General features: G+C 67.4%; 15 protein-coding genes. 6 read left to right on the forward strand and 9 right to left on the reverse strand.

Annotated features, from left to right (window positions below; translation table 11 throughout):
* Positions 1–41: 41 nt before the first annotated feature.
* The 3 genes from fbaA to QQZ11_RS02930 all read right to left on the reverse strand — a co-directional run bounded on the left by fbaA (position 42) and on the right by QQZ11_RS02930 (position 2,388).
* Complete coding sequence (gene fbaA / locus QQZ11_RS02920; RefSeq protein ID WP_022909375.1) at positions 42–1,067, reverse strand: class II fructose-bisphosphate aldolase; 1,026 nt, start codon at positions 1,065–1,067, stop codon at positions 42–44.
* A gap of 149 nt (positions 1,068–1,216) precedes the next feature.
* Entirely contained in the window at positions 1,217–1,759 is a 543-nt protein-coding gene (locus QQZ11_RS02925; protein WP_022909374.1) for a hypothetical protein, read from the reverse strand.
* A gap of 38 nt (positions 1,760–1,797) precedes the next feature.
* Entirely contained in the window at positions 1,798–2,388 is a 591-nt protein-coding gene (locus QQZ11_RS02930; RefSeq protein ID WP_284550144.1) for a TrmH family RNA methyltransferase, read from the reverse strand.
* 98 nt (positions 2,389–2,486) lie between these two features.
* On the opposite strand from QQZ11_RS02930, the gene QQZ11_RS02935 reads away from it, so the two are divergent.
* Complete coding sequence (locus QQZ11_RS02935; protein WP_425393304.1) at positions 2,487–3,179, forward strand: DedA family protein; 693 nt, start codon at positions 2,487–2,489, stop codon at positions 3,177–3,179.
* Positions 3,180–3,243: 64 nt separating this feature from the next.
* On the opposite strand, the gene QQZ11_RS02940 is transcribed toward QQZ11_RS02935, so the two are convergent.
* Entirely contained in the window at positions 3,244–4,131 is an 888-nt protein-coding gene (locus QQZ11_RS02940; protein ID WP_284548582.1) for a LemA family protein, read from the reverse strand.
* Positions 4,132–4,249: 118 nt separating this feature from the next.
* Between QQZ11_RS02940 and pyrE the strand changes: the two genes are divergently transcribed.
* Positions 4,250–4,780: an orotate phosphoribosyltransferase gene (gene pyrE / locus QQZ11_RS02945; protein WP_284548583.1), complete on the forward strand. Its 531-nt coding sequence runs from the start codon at positions 4,250–4,252 to the stop codon at positions 4,778–4,780.
* Between the two features lie 4 nt (positions 4,781–4,784).
* Here pyrE and QQZ11_RS02950 read toward each other — a convergent pair whose 3' ends face one another.
* Together QQZ11_RS02950 and QQZ11_RS02955 are read right to left on the reverse strand one after the other, a co-directional pair.
* Positions 4,785–5,420: a class E sortase gene (locus QQZ11_RS02950; protein ID WP_284548584.1), complete on the reverse strand. Its 636-nt coding sequence runs from the start codon at positions 5,418–5,420 to the stop codon at positions 4,785–4,787.
* 129 nt (positions 5,421–5,549) lie between these two features.
* On the reverse strand, positions 5,550–6,302 hold the full coding sequence (locus QQZ11_RS02955; RefSeq protein ID WP_051139686.1) for a spermidine synthase: 753 nt from the start codon (positions 6,300–6,302) through the stop codon (positions 5,550–5,552).
* 139 nt (positions 6,303–6,441) lie between these two features.
* Here QQZ11_RS02955 and QQZ11_RS02960 point away from each other — a divergent pair, with 139 nt between their 5' ends.
* Together QQZ11_RS02960 and QQZ11_RS02965 are read left to right on the forward strand one after the other, a co-directional pair.
* Complete coding sequence (locus tag QQZ11_RS02960) at positions 6,442–6,894, forward strand: toxin-antitoxin system HicB family antitoxin (protein WP_022909368.1); 453 nt, start codon at positions 6,442–6,444, stop codon at positions 6,892–6,894.
* Positions 6,895–6,905: 11 nt separating this feature from the next.
* On the forward strand, positions 6,906–7,757 hold the full coding sequence (locus tag QQZ11_RS02965; RefSeq protein WP_022909367.1) for a DUF4097 family beta strand repeat-containing protein: 852 nt from the start codon (positions 6,906–6,908) through the stop codon (positions 7,755–7,757).
* Positions 7,758–7,835: 78 nt separating this feature from the next.
* On the opposite strand, the gene clpB is transcribed toward QQZ11_RS02965, so the two are convergent.
* Positions 7,836–10,436 carry an ATP-dependent chaperone ClpB gene (gene clpB / locus QQZ11_RS02970; protein WP_446698829.1) on the reverse strand — a complete coding sequence of 867 codons (2,601 nt, stop codon included), beginning with the start codon at positions 10,434–10,436 and terminating at the stop codon, positions 7,836–7,838.
* A 278-nt stretch (positions 10,437–10,714) separates the two neighbouring features.
* On the opposite strand from clpB, the gene QQZ11_RS02975 reads away from it, so the two are divergent.
* Positions 10,715–11,113, forward strand: a complete 399-nt coding sequence (locus QQZ11_RS02975; protein ID WP_284548587.1) for a response regulator transcription factor — start codon at positions 10,715–10,717, stop codon at positions 11,111–11,113.
* 23 nt (positions 11,114–11,136) lie between these two features.
* Here QQZ11_RS02975 and QQZ11_RS02980 read toward each other — a convergent pair whose 3' ends face one another.
* Together QQZ11_RS02980 and QQZ11_RS02985 are read right to left on the reverse strand one after the other, a co-directional pair.
* On the reverse strand, positions 11,137–12,972 hold the full coding sequence (locus tag QQZ11_RS02980) for a glycosyltransferase (RefSeq protein ID WP_284548588.1): 1,836 nt from the start codon (positions 12,970–12,972) through the stop codon (positions 11,137–11,139).
* Positions 12,969–14,636 carry a sensor histidine kinase gene (locus QQZ11_RS02985; protein ID WP_284548589.1) on the reverse strand — a complete coding sequence of 556 codons (1,668 nt, stop codon included), beginning with the start codon at positions 14,634–14,636 and terminating at the stop codon, positions 12,969–12,971. The genes QQZ11_RS02980 and QQZ11_RS02985 overlap by 4 nt, the downstream gene beginning before the upstream one ends.
* A 186-nt stretch (positions 14,637–14,822) precedes the next feature.
* On the opposite strand from QQZ11_RS02985, the gene QQZ11_RS02990 reads away from it, so the two are divergent.
* Positions 14,823–15,593, forward strand: coding sequence for a VOC family protein (locus QQZ11_RS02990; RefSeq protein ID WP_022909364.1), 771 nt, complete (start codon positions 14,823–14,825; stop codon positions 15,591–15,593).

Raw genomic sequence — 15,593 nt, forward strand, 5'->3', positions numbered from 1 at the left:
CACAATTGGTTCAACCCAATTGGTGCAACCCAGACGGTCGGTCACTTGCCGAGCGTGGTGCCCGAGCTCCGCAGGTACTCGCAGGCCTCGACGACGCGCTTGGCCATGCCGGCCTCGGCCAGCTTGCCCCAGGCGCGGGGGTCGTACTGCTTCTTGTTGCCGACCTCTCCGTCGATCTTCAGCACACCGTCGTAGTTGCGGAACATGTGCTCCACCACGGGGCGGGTGTAGGCGTACTGGGTGTCGGTGTCGATGTTCATCTTCACGACTCCGTAGTCGACCGCGGCAGCGATCTCCTCCGGGGACGAGCCCGAGCCACCGTGGAACACGAGGTCGAAGGGGCGTTCCTTGCCGTACTTGGCGCCGACGGCGTCCTGGATCTCCTTCAGCACCTCGGGACGAAGCTTGACCGCGCCCGGCTTGTAGACGCCGTGCACGTTGCCGAAGGTGAGTGCCGTCAGGTAGCGGCCTTTCTCGCCCAGGCCCAGCTTCTCGATGGTGGCCATGCCGTCGGCAACGGTCGTGTACAGCTTGTCGTTGATCTCGCCGACGACGCCGTCCTCCTCACCACCGACGACGCCCACCTCGATCTCGAGGATGATCTTGGCCTTCGAGGTGCGCTCGAGCAGTTCGGAGGCGATGTCGAGGTTCTCGCCCAGTTCGACGGCCGAGCCGTCCCACATGTGCGAGTTGAACAGGGGGTCCTCGCCGCGGGCGACACGCTCCTCCGAGATGGCCAGCAGGGGACGCACGAAACCGTCCAGCTTGTTCTTGGGGCAGTGGTCGGTGTGCAGGGCGATGTTCACCGAGTAGTTCTTGGCGACCTCGCGAGCGTAGGCGGCCAGGGCGGTCGCACCGGTGACCATGTCCTTGATGGTCGCGCCCGAGCCGTACTCGGCGCCACCGGTCGAGACCTGGATGATGCCGTCGGAGCCGGCCTCGGCGAAGCCCTGGATGGCAGCGGTGATGGTCGACGACGAGGTGATGTTGATGGCCGGGTAGGCGAACTTGCCTTCCTTGGCCCGATCGATCATCTCGGCGTAAACCTCGGGAGTTGCAATGGGCATGTCTGCCTCTTTCTACTTCGCGGACTCTGCGGTCGTCCCCCATTCTGGCAAACCGGGGGCGACCCCACGCACCCGGGTCGGATCTTGGCTGGGAGCGCTGCGGGATCGGGGAGGCCACCCCGGACGGGTTGCCGGCTCGGGCCACGGCCCTACTGCGAGAAGACCGAGTCCAGTTCGCCCAGGTCGAGACCGCGTCGTCCACCGGAGTAGGCACGCAGGGCCGAGTCGATGGATCCGGGCATCGCGTCGAGGAAGCTCAGCGGCACCTGGTAGGTGCCGCCCCGATGCCGCACCTGCAGTTCCGGGCCCGCGCCAGCGGGTCGTCCAACGGCCTTGAGTTCGGAGATGTCGTGCCAGGCGATCTGCTCGGAGGTGTCGGCGAGGGTCAACCCGGAGTGGGAGATGCGAAAGGCCTCGCCGGCGCCGACCTTCGCGAGGGCAGACCTGGCGCTCCGCAGGTTCACGATCCGCCAGACCAGGAAGCCGGCCCAGATCACGAAGCTGACCGCCAAGGCCGAGATGACGGTGGTCATGCGCCCCGGTCCCGAGCCGAGCCAGTAGTAGACGACCCCCAGACCGGCATAGGGCAGCGCCATCCACAGCGACCACTTCAATTGGGACTGAGCCTTGGCCACGCGGGTCGCGCTCGCCACCGGGTTGAAGCCGACGACGAAGGCCTCGGGAGTCTGCATGAGCCCCATGCTAGGGGGTCGCCCTCGCGGCAACCGGGTCAGCGTGGGTGCTGCTGACCCCATGCCCACATGGCGATGGCGGCCGCCGCCCCAGCGTTGATGGAACGGGTCGACCCGTACTGGCTGATCTCGACCACCTGGCTGCAGGCGGCCACCATCTCGTCGGTCAGCCCTGGACCCTCCGAACCGAACACGAGGCAGCAGTTCTCGGGCAGCCGTGCTGTCTCCAAGGGCACCGACCCCGGCAGGTTGTCGATCCCGACCGGGACGACGTCGTGCTCGGCCAACCAGTCGAGGAAGTCGTTGACGCTGGCGTGGTGGTGCACGTGCAGGTAGCGGTCGGTGACCATGGCCCCCCGCCGGTTCCAGCGGCGCCGTCCGAGGATGTGCACCCCGGCAACGTTGAACGCGTTCGCGGTGCGCACGATGGAACCGATGTTGAAGTCGTGTTCCCAGTTCTGGATGGCGACGTGCAGGGGTGCCCGGGAGCGGTCGAGATCGGCGACGATCGCCTCGATCGTCCAGTAGCGGTAGCCGTCGACCACGTTGCGGCGGTCACCCGCGGCCAGCAGTTCGGGGTCGTACTGGGGTCCGACCGGCCACGGCCGGGGGTGCGGCCCCACGCCGATGCCGGCGCCCAGGCTGGGGGACGAGAGGTCGGGCTCCTGCACGGAAGCGGGGTCTGTCACAGTCGAGAAGCTACCGTTGGCTCGTGCTGATTCCCACCTTGCTCTCGTCGTTCCCGACCCTGGTGCCGATGTTGCTCCCCTCGTGGTTCGATCCCGAGAAGATCATCGCCGCTGCCGGTCCATGGGCCCTGTGGGTGGTCGCAGCCATCATCTTCGCCGAGTGCGGCCTGTTCTCCCTGCTGCCCGGCGACTCGCTGCTGTTCACGGTGGGCATGCTGATCGCGGGTGCGGGCACCGCTGCCCCAGCCATTGCCATGGGTTCACCGGTGCAGACCCTCGTGATCGCGTGCGTGGTGCTGACCTTCTTCGCCGTGCTCGGCAATGTCGCCGGCTATCACCTCGGACGACTGGTGGGCCCGCCCCTGTTCAAACCGCGCAAGGGACTGATGGGCAAGTTGTTCGACCCGCGCCATGTCGAGCGCACCCAGGCCTTCTACGACAAGTACGGCGCGAGGGCACTCGTGCTGGCCCGTTTCGTCCCGCTCGTGCGCACCTTCGTGACCCTGGTCGCGGGCGTCGCGCGCATGGACTTCCGCAAGTTCATCTCGTACACCGCCCTGGGCGGCGTGCTGTGGGCCTGTGGGGTGACCACGTTGGGCTACTTCCTCGGGCAGGTGCCGTTCATCCACAACCACATCGAGACGGTGCTGATCGCGATCGTGTTCGTCTCGCTGGTTCCGATGGGCATCGAATACCTGATGGCACGGCGGAAGGCCGCCCAGACATCCTGAGCGGCCTTCGGTCGTCCCGGCCCGCGACGGGTCTCCCGGTATCGGATCCGGGACCGGTGCTGGATCAGTGCTGCCCGTAGGTTGGCGGCTGATAGCCCTGCTGCGGCTGGTCGGGTTGCTGCTGGGGCTGAGCCGGCTGCTGGTACTGACCCGGCTGCTGGTACTGCCCCGGCTGTTGGTTCTGATCCGGCTGCTGGTACTGGGGCTGTTGGTATTGGGGCGGCTGGTACTGGGGCTGAGCCGGCTGCTGGTACTGCTGGGGAACCTGGTTCTGCTGGGGAGACTGCTGGTCCCACGTCGGCTGGCTGGTCTGCTGGGGCAGGGCGGGAGTCTGCTGCGACTGCGGGTCACCGGCGCGGTAGGAGATCTCGCCGAAGTTCACGTCGGGGGCCTGCCGGACCGCCTGGTCGTTGACCTCGAAGTAGGTGGCCTTCTCGAAGTGGAACAGGTTGGCGACGATGTTGCTCGGCACCTGTTCGACCTTGGTGTTGTACGCGCGCACGTTGGCGTTGTAGAACCGGCGGCCGGCCGCGATCCGGTCCTCGGTGTCGGTCAGCTCGCGCTGCAGCTCGAGGAAGTTCTGGTTCGACTTGAGATCGGGGTAGGCCTCGACCGAGACCATCAGGTTGCGCACGGCACCCGAGAGGGCGCCCTCGAGCTGTGCCCGCTGCTCCGAGGGCACGTCTCCGCCTCCTTGGTGGGCGAGGGTCGCTGCCTGGTTGCGCAGGCGGGTGACCTCCTCGAGGGTGTTCCGCTCGTGCGCGGCGTAGGCGCGCACCGTCTCGACGAGGTTGGGGATCAGTTCGTAGCGTCGGTTCAGTTCGACGTCGACCTGCCGCCACGATTCCTGGATGGTGTTCCGGAGCCGGACGAAGCTGTTGTAGGGAGCCACGAAGAGCAGCAGGGCGAGTGCGATCAGTGCGACCACGACGATGAGGATGACCCATTCCATGCCAGCAACCCTAGCGCCCGGGCGGTTCCCCCCACGGGTTCCCGGCGGGGGTCACAACCGGTGGCGCCGATGGACCTCGCGGGGGTCGCCGGGAGGGTACGGCACTAGAGTCTCAGCCATGTCCGACCGCACTCTCGCCCATGACATCAACGAGGTCTGCCGCCTCACCGGCAGCTTCACACTTCGCTCCGGACAGGTGGCCGACACCTACTTCGACAAGTACCTCTTCGAGTGCCGGCCCGCCCTGCTCGACCGGGTGGCCGCCGCCATGGTCGCCCTGCTGCCGGAGGGCACCGAACTGCTGGGCGGCCTGGAACTCGGCGGGATCCCGATCGCCACCATGGTGAGCGCCAAGACGGGCACGCCCGCCCTGTTCGTGCGCAAACAGGCCAAGCAGTACGGAACCTGCAAACTCGCCGAGGGGCCCGACGTCCAGGGCCGCCGCGTCACCCTGATCGAGGACGTCATCACCACCGGCGGGGCCGTCCGCGATGCCACCCGCGCACTGCGCGCCGAGGGTGCGATCGTCGAGACGGTGGTGTGCGCCATCGACCGCTCCCCTGCGGACGAGAACCCGCTCGCGGATGTCGGGCTACGGGTTGTCTCGGTGCTCACCCGCGCCGACCTCGACGCGGCACAGACCGCCTGAGGGGTCAGCCTCCACTGAGCACGGCGAAGCAGACCGATCGCTCCCTCGAGGCCAGCAGGTCCTGGCTCGAGATGATGGTCAGCACCGATGCGGTCGGCACGACACCGGGGTGACCGGGAACGCCGTCGAGCACCCAGGTGTCGTCCCGATCGACGGTGAGTGAGGACGGTGGCACGACGACCCGGTAGGTGAACGATCGCGCGCTGGTGCGAACGACGATGTCGTCGCCGACCCGCAGGTCACCGAAGTGGCGCAGGGGCGAGCCGTCGGTCAGGCGAGGCCCGGTCACTGCAGCGTTCCCGGTCTCGCCGGGCAAGCTGGTCGTGGGCACCCACCCCAGACCGCGGTCGAGGTGGTCGGTGCCCGAGACGAGGGGCCAGGTGAGTCCCAGGCGCGGGATCGACACGATCGCGATCGTGGCCCCCGGGTGGGCCGTCGCCTCGCCGACGCTGGCGGGTGCCGAGGCCCCGAAAGCAGCCATCGCGTCCCTGGCTCGCCCCCTCGCCACGAGATCGGATCCCCACCCGATCCACCCCAGCGTCAGCCCGGCGATGACGACCGCGATCACCATCCCGAGCAGCAGCCCGCGCACCACACCCCCACCGCGCGTGCTTCGGGGGCGGGGACGGGCGGAAGGCATGGCAGCCATTCTGCCCGTCGCCGTCGCCTGATCCCGGAAACACGTCGCCAGTCGGTGCTCGACCACTCCCCGGGGCCTCCCCTTCCGATCTGGGGACGAGTTCCGGGGGCGCAACCCGGGTCGAGTCGTTCAGAGGAAGGCGAGCCGTCCCGAGGGTGGGAGCGGTGACTGCTCCGAGGCGCCGTCGTGGAACGGTTGGGCCCCCGCGACCAAGGTGTCGAGATGCTCGCCCACCACCACGCGGTAGGGGAAGGGTGCACCGGCAGCCGCCCGGTTGAGCGCCTCGATCGGCAGCGGCACCCGGGACGCGCCGATCACGACGTTGCCGAACCGGCGGCCCTTCAACGTGGCCGACTCGGTCGACAGGCTCACCTCGCTGAAGTAGAGCCGCAAACCCGCAACCACGCGTCTGGTCCAGGTGAAGGGGTGGGTGTCGGTGACGTTCATCAGCACCTGGGCGGTGGGGCGACAGATCCGCCTGACGTCGGCGAAGAACTCGGCGGTGACCAGGTCAGCCGGCACCCTGGCCCCGGCGAAGGCGTCGATGATGACAACGTCCGCATAGTCGTCCGGCATGACCGCCACCCCGGATCGTCCGTCGACCGGGCGCACCTTGATGCCGGAGTTCCTGGGGAGCGGGATGTGTTCACGGACCGCCGCCGTGAGGGCCTCGTTGGGTTCGCAGACGATCTGCGGTGAGGTCGGACGAGTGTGCGCGAGGTAGCGGGCGAGCGTCAGCCCCGCACCGCCGAGGTGCACCACCCGGTAGCGCTCACCGGCTGGCGCATGGTGGTCGAGATGCACGGCGATGCGCTGCATGTAGTCGAACTCGAGGTGGGTCGGGTCGTCGGGGTTCACGTGGGACTGGTCAGTCGTCCCCATCCTGACCAGCCAGTTCCCGGCCTGCGCGGGATCAGGGAGCACCTCGAATGTCACCCGCCCATCGTCCCACGCAGCAAGTGACACAGAATGACGTCACAGATTGCTTGACATGACGTCATGGCGACGTCAGACTGATGTCATGGAACTTGCACCCCACGTCGAGGCCGTCCGCCGCGACCTCACCAACGCCGCCGCCCTGGGTGACGGCGAAGCCAGGGCAGCGGCCCACCGCCTGCTGCTCGCGCTCGACCCTTCGCTGCGACTGACACTGGTCGACCTCCTGTCGACAGCTGCCGCCGAGCTCACGTCGACCCTCGGTGACACGCTGATCGAGGTGCGCATGGCCGGACGGGACCCGCACTTCGCGGTCACCCGCACCGGCGCCGAGGAACCCACGCAGGTGCTCGAGGACGATGACTCCTCGCTCACCCGTATCACCGTCCGACTGCCGGAATCCCTGAAATCGCGCGCCGACGAGGCCGCCGGTCGTCAGGGCCAGTCGCTCAACACCTGGATCACCGAGGCCGTCCGGCAGGCACTCAGCACCCGCCCCTCCCACCAGCCCGGTCGTCGCCTGACCGGCTGGGTCTGAAAGGAAGAACCATGACCAGCTTGGACCGCACCTTCGACTGCACCGCCCCGATCCGCGCCGTCGTGCGCAACCAGCACGGTGACGTCATCATCGACCTCGTCGAGAACGCAGGCACCGTCGGTGTCACGCTCGACACCCGCCACCCGATCGACCTGGAGCCGGTGGCGCCGACCTTCTCGGACGGGCAGTTGGTGGTCGACCTGGCGCATGCCGACCGGCTCAACGGTGGGCACAGCTTCCCTGTCACCATCCGCCTCGAGGCGCCGGCGGGGTCCGATCTCCGGGTCGACACCGGCCACGGGGATGTCAGCGCCGAGGGTCGGATCAACGACGGCCACCTGACCACGGGTCATGGCGACATCTCGGTGCACGAGGCCGCGACGCTGACGGCGCGCAGCGGCTCGGGTGACGTCTCGGCCCATCGGGTGCTCGGCCCGCTCGACGTCTCGACGGGGTCGGGTGACATCACCGTCCATGAGAACAACTCGACCGTCAGGGCCCGCACCGGCAGCGGTGACCTCACCGTGTCGTCCGTCGTCGAGGAGGGCACCCTCAACAGTGGTTCGGGCGACATCTCGATCGCCACCGTGCACGGTCTCGTTCGGGTCAGCACCGGGTCGGGCGACATCAGCGTCCGCGAACTCGCCGGCGGGTCGCTCCAGTGCAACACTGCCGCCGGTGACATCACCATCGGCGTCCGAGCGGGCATCCCGGTGTGGACCGACGTGAACACGCTGACCGGACGAGTCTCGTCCGACCTCCAGGGCGCCGGACAGCCCCGGGAGGGTGATGCCCACCTGGAGATCAGGGCCAGCACCGTCACCGGCGACATCTCGCTGCGCGAGGTCTCACGGGTCGGCTGACCCCAGACCGGGGGCGGTGCCTCCACCCGCCCCCGGCCCCTTCAGGATCATCTGCGGGGATCACCCCGTGCGGAGCGCTCAGGAGAGCGGTGCCCGCTCCCCGACGGCATCGGCAGCGCGGTCTGACCGGTGTACCGCGAGGCCGTCGAAGGTGTCGTTCACGTCGACCACCACCGTGTCACCGTCGGTGACCTGGCCACCGAGCAGTTCGCGGGCCAGCTGGTCCTCAAGCGTCGTCTGGATCAGACGTCGCAGTGGACGAGCACCGTAGACCGGGTCGAAACCGGTCGCGGCGAGCCAGTCCTTGGCACCGCGGGTGACGTCGATGGTGATCCGACGCTCGGCAAGGCGCTTGTTGACCTTGACCAGGTTGGTGTCGACGATGCGCGTCAGGTCCTCGGTGGTCAACGGGTCGAAGAAGACGATGTCGTCGAGCCGGTTCAGGAACTCAGGCCGGAAGTTCTGCCGTACCACCCCCATGACCGCATCACGCTTGGTCTGCGGTTCGAGGTTCTGGTCTGCCAGGAACTGCGATCCCAGGTTGGAGGTCATGATCAGGATGGTGTTGCGGAAGTCGACCGTGCGCCCCTGCCCGTCGGTGAGCCGACCGTCGTCCAGCACCTGCAACAAGATGTTGAACAGGTCGGGGTGTGCCTTCTCGACCTCGTCGAGCAGCACCACCGAGTACGGACGACGGCGCACCGCTTCGGTGAGCTGGCCACCCTCCTCGTAGCCCACGTAGCCGGGAGGAGCCCCGACCAGCCGCGAGACGGAGTGCTTCTCGGAGTACTCGCTCATGTCGATGCGGACAATGGCGCTCTCGTCGTCGAAGAGGAATTCGGCCAACGACTTCGCCAGTTCGGTCTTGCCGACACCGGTCGGTCCCAGGAAGAGGAAGGACCCGGTCGGACGATTCGGGTCGGAGATTCCGGCCCGCGAACGACGGACCGCATCGGAGACCGCGGTGACGGCCTTCTTCTGGCCGATCAGCCGTTCACCGATGTGTGCCTCCATCGACAGCAACTTCTCGGACTCGCCCTGCAACATCTTCCCGACCGGGATCCCGGTCCAGGCCGACACCACGTCGGCGATGTCGTGCGAGCCGACCTCCTCCGACACCATCCGGGGAGCGGTCTCCTCGGCCTGGGAGGCTGCCTCGAGTTGCTTCTCGAGCTCGGGGATCCGTCCGTACTGGATCTCGGCCGCCTTCGCCAGGTCGCCCTGACGCATCAACCGGTCGGCCTCGGTGCGGAGCTTGTCGATCTCCTCCTTGATCTCACCCACCTTGTTGAGGCCCGACTTCTCCTGCTCCCACCGTGCCTCGAGCCCGCGCAGTTGCTCCTTGGCGTCCGCGAGGTCGGCCTGCAGTCGCTGCAGCCTGGCCTTCGATCCGGCGTCCTCCTCCTTCTCGAGGGCGAACACCTCCATCGACATCCGGTCGACGCTGCGGCGCAGGGCGTCGATCTCCTCCGGCGAGGAGTCGATCTCCATCCGCAACCTCGATGCCGCCTCGTCGATCAGGTCGATGGCCTTGTCGGGCAGTTGACGAGAGGTGATGTAGCGGCTCGACAACGAGGCAGCGGCGACCAGCGCCCCGTCGGTGATGCGCACCTTGTGGTGGGCCTCATAGCGCTCCCGCAACCCACGCAGGATGGCGATGGTGTCCTCGACCGAGGGCTCGCCGACGTAGACCTGCTGGAAGCGCCGTTCCAGTGCGGGATCCTTCTCGATCCGCTCGCGGTACTCGTCGAGGGTGGTCGCACCGATCATCCGCAGCTCACCGCGGGCCAGCATCGGCTTCAACATGTTGCCGGCGTCCATCGAACTGTCACCCGTCGATCCCGCACCGACCACGGTGTGCAACTCGTCGATGAAGGTGATGATCTGGCCCTCTGCGTCGCGGATCTCGTTGAGGACGGCCTTCAGCCGCTCCTCGAACTCGCCGCGGTACTTCGACCCGGCCACCATCGACGCCAGGTCGAGCGAGACGACCCGTCGTCCCTTGAGCGAGTCGGGCACGTCACCGGCGATCACCCGTTGTGCCAGACCCTCGACGACGGCGGTCTTGCCGACGCCGGGCTCGCCGATCAGCACGGGGTTGTTCTTGGTGCGTCGGGCCAGCACCTGCACGACGCGGCGGATCTCGGCGTCCCGCCCGATCACGGGATCGAGCTTGCCGTCGCGGGCGCGCTGGGTGAGGTCGACGGAGTACTTGTCGAGCGCCGACTCACCGCCCTCGCTCTCGGCCGAGGTGACCCGCTTGTCGCCACGGTTGGCCTGGAAGGCGTCGGTGAGCTTCTTGGCGGTGGCCCCCAACTGGGTGAGGATGGCGCTCGCATCGGAGGTGATGGCCGCCAGCGCGATCAGCAGGTGCTCGGTGGAGACGAAGGAGTCGCCGAGCGACTGCGCGCGGGTCTCGGCATCGGCCAGCACGCGAGCCAGCGGGCCGGACAGGGTCGGTTGTGAGACGGACGAGCCCTGGGCCGACGGCAACTTCGCCATGGCTCCCTGGGCGGCCGCCTTCACGACCTGGGGGTCGACCTTGACCGCCTGCAGCAGCGCGCCGACGGTGTTGTCGGGTGCCAGCAACAGGGCATGCAGCAGGTGGCTGGGCTCGGCCTGGGGGTTGCCCTGGGTGAGGGCAGTGCGGACCGCCGTCGAGACGGCGTCACGACTCATCGTGGTCAGCTTGTCAGTGTTCACAAGGTCTCCTGGTTCACAACGTTCTCGTGGGAGAGGCGTATCGAAGGGGTTCGCGCAAACTTGAGCGTACCTGACTCAACTCTACGCCTCGGGTCAATATTCCGTGCCCGGAAGCAGGTTCGGCCAGCGCTCGGGCACCTCTCGGTGACATCGTGGTTTGGATAGCATCGGCTGCAGGCCGCCGGACGACCGCACCCCACCGCGCCGGGCCAGTGGCCGACACCCCCCGCTCACGATCCGCCCCCGGAGGCATCATGACCACCCAGCGAGCCGCGCTGGTCATTGAGGACGACGACGACATCCGACGCCTGCTCGAGATCGTGCTGCAGGGAAGCGGATTCCTCGTCAGCACCGCCGGTACGGGCGCCGGTGGTCTCGACCTGGCGGGCCAAGGGGCTCGCTACGACTTGATCACGGTGGACGCCGGACTGCCTGACATCGACGGGACCGAGGTGGTCCGCCAGCTGCGCACCGACGAGCGGATGAACGCTCGCCACGGTCGGGTCGTCATGATCAGCGCCCGCTCCTCGGCCTCGGAACAGTCCAAGGGGCTCGAAGCCGGCGCCGATGCGTACTTCACGAAGCCCTTCCGACCCAGCAAGCTGCGCACGGCACTGGAGGAACTCCTGACGGAGCCCCACACCGAGTTGTGACGGGGCTCTCACGCCGGAAGTCGTCAGTGATTCCCGGGGGCTCCGTTCCGCAGGAACTGGCCTCTCAGTGCCTCAACCGTCGAGGAGCCGACCACCGTCACGACGTCCAGGGACTCGCGAGCGCCGTCGAAGTCGGCCCCGTCGACCAAACTGGTCACGGTCTGCGCCGTCTGGGCCAGTCGCTCGGCGCCCACCATCAACGAAGCCACCCGGATGCTCGCCGCGGCGTCCCGCGAAGCCCGACGATCCTCGGCGCTGACCGACTGTTCGAGTTGGGCCAGTCGCCTGGGCCAGATGACCGCGTAGGCCGCCACGACCTCCATCGCGTGTTGCTCGCTACCGCCCAGTTCGTCGGCCAGTTCGTGCACACGCTCGACCTCGAGCACCGGCACCCGCTCAAGTTCTGAGGGGAGTGCGGTGCTCAGGGTCCGACCGTCGGCGTTGCGTGCGGTCTTCATCCATGAGCTCTGACCCGTGACCAGGCGCGTCACGGCGAGGGGGTAGTAGACGTAGGTGAAGTACACGTACACCAGATAGCCCAGCCCCAGTGCCACCGAGGTCACGGCTCCGATGCGTTCGCCACCACGCATCCGGTACAAGGGACCCCACATCACATAGGGGGCGATCAGGAACAGCACCCCCGCCACCGCCAGCACCTGATGGGTGAGATCCAGCGAACCGTCGCGGAATGCCAGGTAGGCCAGCAGCGGTACCCCGAGAAGGTTCACCATAAGGATCCACGGTTGCGCCATGAAGTAGTGGATCTCCACGAGGCCCGCACGCGACAACTGGCCCGAACGTCGCAGCAGTTTCAGCAGTTCGGTGCACTCAAGATTTCCCTGGGCCCAGCGGGTTCGCTGTCGGACCAGCGCCCCGAATCGGGGCAGGGCCTCCTGGGAGACATGGGCGTCGCGCAGGTAATGGTTCGTGAAACCCAGGCTGAGGATGTTGAGTCCGAGTTCGTAGTCCTCGGCAAGCTTCCTGCCCCAAGGCGTGCCCTGGCGTTCGGCGAGCGCGTCGAGAACGGTGAGTCGGGTGAATTGGCCGTTGCCTCCCATACCCACGGTTCCGGTGCCGATCCGGACCAGTTGCATCGCGGAGTTGGAGGTCCGGAACTCCATGTCCTGCATCCGGACGAGGAACCGCGCCATGAGGTTCTTGAGCCGGCCCTCGCGCGGCAGGGGACGCCGGTCATTGCGGTTCTTCATCCGAACCTCGAGTTGCACGGCCCCCACCGACGGGTTGGCGAATCCCTCGGGCCCGGCCAACAGGGCCAACGCGTTCTCCGACAGGTAGCCGTCGGCGTCGAGCACGCCGATCACGGAGCGGGTGCGAAGCACGGGGTCATCCCCGATGGCGGCCGACACCTCGGCATAGGCCGTGTTCAGCGCATCCCCCTTGCCCGTGCGCGCGTGGGGGCGCCGACGTGACACCAGGTGCACCTGAGGGTCGAAGTCCATCAGGCCTTGCACGATCGAGGCCGTGGCATCGTCGGAACCGTCGTCGATCACCCACACGTTCGCGTCCGGGAACGAGGTCCTCGCGGCCGAGACGGTGGCTGCGATCACGCTCTCCTCGTCACGACAGGGCACCAGCAGGTGCCAGCTCAACGCCCGGACATCGCCTGGTTCCACGGCGCTGCCCTGCAGGAAGGCCGTCACCAGCAGGGCGATGTAGGTCAGGGCAGCGGCAGCGGTCACCGACACCACGACCAGCAGCACGTCGCGCCACCAGACCCTGCCGACGGAACCGTAGGCACCCGAGAAGCAGAAGATGTAAGCCGCGGCGACGCCGTACAGGGCTGCGAACAGGGCGCCGCGCGCCGTGACAGGTCGTCTGCCACCCGAGGTCGCGCTCACTCCTGCTGCCCGAGTGCGCTCAGGGGGATGGTCACGCGCACGGTGGTTCCGTGCCCGAGTCGCGAGTCGACCGAGATGAATCCGTGGTGTGCCTCGGTCAGTGTCTTGGCGATGGTGAGCCCCAGACCGACACCGCCCACGCCGGGTAGTCCGCCCCCGGCACGGAAGAATGGAGTGAACAATTGGTCGGCATCCTCCTGGGAAAGTCCCGGGCCATTGTCGAGCACCGAGATCTCGACGGATCCGCGCGAGATCCGGACCATGACAGACACCTCTCCCCCGGGCTGGGTGTACTTGATCGCATTCGACACCAGATTGTCAAAGACCTGTCGAAGTCTGGCGGGGTCGACGACCATCACCGGGGTGACATCCAGGTCGCCTGACAACGTGATGTCCTTCGCCTCGGCCAGCGGACGGGCGGAATCGAGGGTCTCCTGCACCAACTGGGTGATTCGGGCGCGTTTGGGAACCACGTTCAGCACACCGATGACGCTCTGCTGTTCCAGAAGGAGGTCCTGCACCAGGGTCATCAGTTGGTCGCCATTGCGGGTCGCGGTCAGCAGGTACTCACCCACCAGCCCCAGATCGGGTTGGTCCTTCACCACTTCCTCACTGACGAGGTCGAGGTAACCGACGATCGACGTCAAGGGAGTACGCAATTCGTGTGAGGCCTTGGCCAGGAACTCCTCGCGCGCCCGAATGGCGTTCCTCAGGTCGGTGATGTCACTGAGGACCAGGACGCTCCCATCGGGAAGGTCGCCGTCGACCAGGATGGGGCGCGCGCTCACCGAGATCGTCCGCTGGGCCGTTCCGGGCTCGCCGATCACGATCACCCGCCCGTCGAAGGTCTCCCCCGCCATGGCCAGCACCGACGGTCGTGACTCCTCGGGCATCCTCGTGACCCCGTCGGGGTGGTGCACGAAGTCACCGTCTCCCGTGGGGCCCTGGATGAAGGAGTCGAAGGTGTCCTTCATGCGGTTGTGCATGAGGTCGTGGCCATCGCGGTCGAGCACGACCACTCCCACGGGGAGGCTCTGGCCGACGGCCTCCAGCAGGTCGGCAGTATGGCTCGCCTGCTGGCTCTCCGACTCGACCTGCATGGCGAAGTGGTGCTGGAGTTCCACGGCGCGCTGGAGTCGACCGTGGAGTCCTTCCAGCATGATGGCCACCACACCGACGACGACCGGCAGGACCAGGTACCTGATGACCAGGGCGACGTCGGGCTGACCACCCGGCGGCGGCGCCGGCCGAGCGAGGAAGATCTGGGCGAGCAGCCCCGGGACGGCCACCAGCAGCGCCGAGCCGAGCACGGCCAGACGTACCCCTCGCATGCGGTGCGAGATGGCAAGCCACACGGCTGGCAGGAAGGTCAGGTAGGCGATGCTGACGCCGTCCAGCGGCAGGCCGATGCGCATCAACCCGATCGCGAGCATGTCCACCAGGGGCGGAAGTGCGGAGGCCAGCGGCGGCAGACGCCGCCAGGGGACCAGCACCACCGAGAGGGTGGCGATCCCCAGCAACACCCCGCCGATCCACATGGCCGGGGCCATGAAGTCGTCCCCTCGGAAAATGCCGAAGACGACCGAGATCGTGCCGGCGAGGCCCACGATGAATCCCTGTTGGGCGAGATGACGGGTCCTGCCATCGTTGGAGAGATAGGCCATCGCCCACAGGCTGCGTAGCACCGTTGGTCCTTGTCACGTCGCCATCCACATCGTGGCGTGCGCCTCATGCTAAGCCACTGGCGGGGTTGGACCACAAACTTCGAGCGCTGCGGGCGAGTTTGTCAGGGGCTCGTCATATCGTGGACTGGTCTGGGTGAGCGCCCCGACGATGAGAGGAGTTGGGACATGCCGATCCCTGGAGAACCCGTGTGGATGGAACTCACCACCAGCGATGCGTCCAAGGCCCACACCTTCTACGGCGAACTCTTCGGCTGGTCGTTCCACGACCAGGGCGAGGAATTCGGTCACTACCAGATCATCAGTCAGGGCGATTCCGAGATCGGCGGCGCCATGGTCAAGCAGGCCGAATGGGGCGAGATGCCTGACACGTTCGCGCTGTACCTCAGCACCACCGACATCGACGCCACCACCACGGCGGTGCGAGAGGCCGGCGGAAGGGTGCTCGTCGAGCCGATGGCGGTCGGCACCCAGGGATCCATGGCCTTCTACCAGGACGCGGCGGGTGCCGCCGTCGGCGCCTGGCAGGGTGGCACCCGGGTCGGCATGGCAAAGCTGGGCATGTTCCAGAGCGGCTGGTACGAGCTGATGACCAATGCCTACCCTGCGGCGATCGAGTTCTACCCCAAGGCCTTCGGCGCCACCGTCGTCCCGATGGGCGAGCAGACCGACCAGTGGGCGTACTCCACGATCGGCCAGGGCCGCGACGCCGTCGCCGGCATCTGCGACGCCTCGGAATGGCTGAAGGACCCGATGCCCTCGTACTGGCGGATCTACGTCAACGTGCCCGACGTCGACCAGACGATCGAGACGTTGGTCCCACTCGGCGGCAGGGTGGTCGACGGTCCGATGGACTCACCCTTCGGCCGGCTCGCCACGGTCGCCGATGACCAAGGCGCGATGTTCCAGATCATCACCCCCGCGCAGCAGCCCCAGTGA

The organism is Aestuariimicrobium sp. T2.26MG-19.2B (assembly GCF_950101875.1).
Lineage (GTDB): Bacteria > Actinomycetota > Actinomycetes > Propionibacteriales > Propionibacteriaceae > Aestuariimicrobium > Aestuariimicrobium kwangyangense.

What these genes read in the sequence shown, in the direction of transcription:
- fbaA (WP_022909375.1), bottom strand. Translation starts at nt 1,067, where the DNA reads ATGCCCATTGCAACTCCCGAGGTTTACGCCGAGATGATCGATCGGGCC.
- QQZ11_RS02925 (WP_022909374.1), bottom strand. Translation starts at nt 1,759, where the DNA reads ATGCAGACTCCCGAGGCCTTCGTCGTCGGCTTCAACCCGGTGGCGAGC.
- QQZ11_RS02940 (WP_284548582.1), bottom strand. Translation starts at nt 4,131, where the DNA reads ATGGAATGGGTCATCCTCATCGTCGTGGTCGCACTGATCGCACTCGCC.
- pyrE (WP_284548583.1), top strand. Translation starts at nt 4,250, where the DNA reads ATGTCCGACCGCACTCTCGCCCATGACATCAACGAGGTCTGCCGCCTC.
- QQZ11_RS02950 (WP_284548584.1), bottom strand. Translation starts at nt 5,420, where the DNA reads ATGCCTTCCGCCCGTCCCCGCCCCCGAAGCACGCGCGGTGGGGGTGTG.
- QQZ11_RS02955 (WP_051139686.1), bottom strand. Translation starts at nt 6,302, where the DNA reads ATGGGGACGACTGACCAGTCCCACGTGAACCCCGACGACCCGACCCAC.
- QQZ11_RS02960 (WP_022909368.1), top strand. Translation starts at nt 6,442, where the DNA reads ATGGAACTTGCACCCCACGTCGAGGCCGTCCGCCGCGACCTCACCAAC.
- QQZ11_RS02965 (WP_022909367.1), top strand. Translation starts at nt 6,906, where the DNA reads ATGACCAGCTTGGACCGCACCTTCGACTGCACCGCCCCGATCCGCGCC.
- clpB (WP_446698829.1), bottom strand. Translation starts at nt 10,436, where the DNA reads ATGAGTCGTGACGCCGTCTCGACGGCGGTCCGCACTGCCCTCACCCAG.
- QQZ11_RS02975 (WP_284548587.1), top strand. Translation starts at nt 10,715, where the DNA reads ATGACCACCCAGCGAGCCGCGCTGGTCATTGAGGACGACGACGACATC.
- QQZ11_RS02985 (WP_284548589.1), bottom strand. Translation starts at nt 14,636, where the DNA reads ATGGCCTATCTCTCCAACGATGGCAGGACCCGTCATCTCGCCCAACAG.
- QQZ11_RS02990 (WP_022909364.1), top strand. Translation starts at nt 14,823, where the DNA reads ATGCCGATCCCTGGAGAACCCGTGTGGATGGAACTCACCACCAGCGAT.